This is a genomic window from Okeania sp. SIO2B9 (assembly GCF_010672505.1).
Lineage (GTDB): Bacteria > Cyanobacteriota > Cyanobacteriia > Cyanobacteriales > Microcoleaceae > Okeania > Okeania hirsuta.
On sequence record NZ_JAAHGK010000723.1, the window covers coordinates 1 to 3,959 of the forward strand.

Sequence of the window (3,959 nt, forward strand, 5' to 3'; positions counted from 1 at the left end):
AGCTCCTGTGCCAGATTTGATTTTTTTTCCGACAAAGGTTTCTAGTTGATTCAATTCTCCTACCTCTGGGATAGTTTCTGCGCTCGTAAGCATCTGGTAGAAGTGTTCCCACGAGTTTAACCCCATCAATAATCGTTGTGCGTGAAACTCCTGTAATTCTCTCTATGGCACGAAAACCCATGCCATTAACATACACTTTCCAGCAGTTGCGCTTGGCATCATCACTATATCCGTATGGGTTGATATTCTGGGATCAATTGACGGCCACACTTGACACAGATATAATTTTGCTTACCTTTTCACGTGACCATTTTTATGGATGTGGTGACTGTGGCATTCTGGACATTCCATGACATCTCTCCTTGAACTCTAGACGCTGATCATTCTCTGAATTATCTTCTTTTCTGACAACGCCCAATAATTTATATTTGCAGATAGAAACCTAAGCACAATAGTTATTTTTTTGTGCTAATGTAAAATGTGAAAAATATAACCAGACTAATATAGTTGTTTTCTAAAAAGTAACGTAGAAAAGAAAGCAAAAACTAGGGTGAATTAACATCAACCAAATTAGTTAAAACAAAACTCAGTGAAACATTATTTTAGTCAGGACTTACGCAAATTTACCTTGAAAGCGCCATATGTAGGGGCGCAATTCGGAGCTTTGCGGAGCGCAAATGGCATTCGCCCTCATTAGATTTAGTGTCTGTGCGTAAGTCCTGTTAATAAATCTTGACAACTAAAAGTGCGATAACAAAATGATTCCTCAAAAATTGCAACTAAAAAATTTCCTCAGCTATCAGGAAGCAACTCTAGATTTTACAGGTCTGCATACTGCCTGTATTTGCGGACCAAATGGTGCAGGAAAATCTTCTCTACTGGAAGCGATCGCCTGGTCGGTGTGGGGAAATAGTCGCGCCGCTACTGAAGATGATATTATCAGTCTGGGAGAAAAAGAAGTACGGGTAGACTTCACCTTTAGCAGCAACGGTAATGTTTACCGTGTTATTCGTGGTCGTCGTCGGGGAAGTTCAGCTACTCTAGAATTTCAAATTAGCACTGGTTCCCGGTTTAAAAGTCTGACTCAAAAAGGTGTCCGTGCAACCCAACAAACTATTATCCAACATCTCAAACTCGACTACGACACATTCGTTAACTCAGCATATCTGCGTCAAGGTAGAGCAGATGAATTTATGCTCAAACGTCCTAATGAACGGAAAGAAATTCTCGCCAACCTCCTAAAACTCGACCAATATGACACCCTTGGGGAAAAAGCTAAAGATACTGCTCGGCAGTTCAAAGCGAAAGTGGAATTACTTGAACAGACTTTAGAAGTAAACCAAAAACAACTCCAACAAAAAGAAGCGATCGCTAAACAACAGACTCATCTCCAAACTACCCTTACTCAACTCCAGCAACAACAAGAATGTGATAAAGAACGACTCAAACAACTGCAAATTCAACAAAACCATCGTCAAACCTGGGAAAAACTACTGCACGGACAACAACAACAATATGACAAACTGGTGCAAGAATGTTATCGCCTCCAACAGGAATTCAAAACTACTCAACAACAACAAGATGAACTATTAGCAGTTTTGCAACAGGAAAATGAAATTAAAGCTGGATATGCTCATTTCCAAAACTTGCAAACTACCGAAGAGAATTTATCTGCAAAATTTAGAACCCATCAAAATGCTCTGAACCAGCGTCAACAACTCCAGGAAAAACAACGTCAACAACTGCAAGAAGTACAAAACAAAATTCAGCAACATCAAGCACAGTTAAATTCTCTCAAACAACAGGAACAAGAAAATTTAGATATTTTGAGCAAACGTGCTGATATTGAAACTGCTCTGGAACAACTACAAACTGCCAGAACAAAATTAAATGAACTAGACAAATTACAGGTGGAAGTTACCCCACTACAACAACAACGCCAAAAATTACAAACTGAACTGGAACGGGAGCAAGCACGTTTGAGCGCTCGTTTGGAAGAACTCAATTCTAGAACGCACCAACTCAGAAAAACTCAACGGCAAAAGCAACCTCAACTACAGACAGCATTACAGGAAGTAGTAGAAGAAATTTCTAAATTAGATAATAAGCGAGTTTATCTGCGACGGGTACAGGAAAAAGGACAGGAAAGACATCATTTTCTCGAACGTTTAGTTCGCAATAAAAAAGACTACGAAACTAGACTTACCGAGTTAGATCAAAAGTTGAAATTATTAAATAAAGGTACCGATAATATTGAAATAGGAGTGACAGAGTACCCACCTTGTCCATTATGCGATCGCCCTTTGGATGAACATCACTGGAATTTAGTTGTGAACAAACATCAGAGTCAGCAAAAGGAAATTAGAGATTTATTATGGGTTACACGGGAACAACTAGCTATTTCTGAGCGGGAAATTCAGGTTTTGAGAACAGAATATCGGCAAATAGAAGGAGAGTTAGAGAAATATGATGAGTTACGGGAATGTCGAGGTAGTTTACAAGCGCAGTTGGATAATATTGGTAAAGATGAAACCTTGTTGCAAGAGTTAGTAAAGGAAGTGGGACAGGTAGAGCGATCGCTACAGACAGGAGATTTTGCAGTTAATTTATATGCTGAAATTAGCATTTTAGAGGAAAAAATTCAACAGCTTAATTATGATGACCGGAGTCATAGTTTAGCTAGACAAGAAGAGAAGAAATTAAGGTGGGCAGAAATTAAGTATGGGCAGATAAAAGATGCAGAGACAAAGTTGGGGAAAATTAGGGTTCATCTGCCAGAAATTGAAGGGCAAATAGTTAGTTTAAAACAGGAGTTGGAGCAGCAAAAACAAACTTCTCAAGTACAACAGCAAATTATTGTTATTGAGAGAGAAATTGCTGAAATTGGATATGATTTAGAAGAGCATAATTGTGTGAGAACTGAATTGAGAAAAACACAATTTTGGTTAACTCGTATCGAAAAATTATGTCAGGCTCAAAAACAATATCCCCACCTACTAAAACGAATTAATGAATTGAAGGAAGTTATAGAAAATCAGCAACAAGATTTAGCAGGAATTAAAAGCCAGATTTTTACTTTAAATCAACAGTTAGAACAAACTCCTGATGCGGATGAAAAGATTCTATTTTTAGATAAAAAAATTCAAGACCGTCGTCGGCAGTTAGATGAACAGTTGGGAAGTTTAGGAAAAGTAGAACAGCAGTTACAACATTTAGAGAAATTGAAAGTTCAAACCAGTCAACAATTGGAACAATTAAAAACTGCTAAACGGCAATATCGAGTTTATCAAGAATTATCTTTAGCTTTTGGCAAAAAAGGTATTCAGGCGCTAATGATTGAAAATATTTTGCCACAGTTAGAGGCTGAAACAAATCAGATTTTGGCAAAATTAAGTGGTAATCAATTACATATTCAATTCGTGACTCAAAAAGCCACAAAAGGAAGTAAAAAAAATAGTAAATGGATAGATACATTAGATATTTTAATTGCAGATACTCAAGGAACAAGACCTTATGAAACTTATTCCGGTGGAGAAGCTTTTCGAGTTAACTTTGCCATTCGTTTAGCATTGTCAAAATTATTAGCACAACGTTCTGGAACTGCATTACAACTGCTGATTATTGATGAAGGATTTGGCACTCAAGATGCCGAGGGATGCGACAGATTAATTGCAGCTATTAATGCCATTTCTTCTGATTTTTCCTGTATTTTAACTGTGACTCATATTCCTCATTTTAAAGAAGCTTTTCAGGCACGAATAGAAGTTAGTAAAACCCCTCAAGGTTCTCAAATTATGTTATCTGTTTAAAGAAGGAAGAAGAAAGAAGGAAGAGGGAAGAAGCAAGAAGGGATTCATTAATTGATAATGGATATAGGACTTTTAGCTATTAGACATCTCCAAAAATAAAAAATAAAATCAATTCTCACACAAAAATTATCAATTCTTTCTCCCTACTGC

The 3,959-nt window shown here is 37.2% G+C and carries 1 protein-coding gene and 1 pseudogene; one reads left to right on the top strand and one right to left on the bottom strand.

Annotated elements, in window-relative coordinates:
- Positions 1-351, bottom strand: a pseudogene (locus F6K13_RS22270) (IS1 family transposase); the annotation flags it as partial.
- A 407-nt stretch (positions 352-758) separates the two neighbouring features.
- Between F6K13_RS22270 and sbcC the strand changes: the two are divergent.
- Positions 759-3,809, top strand: coding sequence for an exonuclease subunit SbcC (gene sbcC / locus F6K13_RS22275; protein WP_287288413.1), 3,051 nt, complete (start codon positions 759-761; stop codon positions 3,807-3,809).
- Positions 3,810-3,959: the final 150 nt, after the last annotated feature.

Excerpts from the sequence above, each read along its gene's own strand:
- sbcC (WP_287288413.1), top strand. The coding sequence starts at position 759 with ATGATTCCTCAAAAATTGCAACTAAAAAATTTCCTCAGCTATCAGGAA.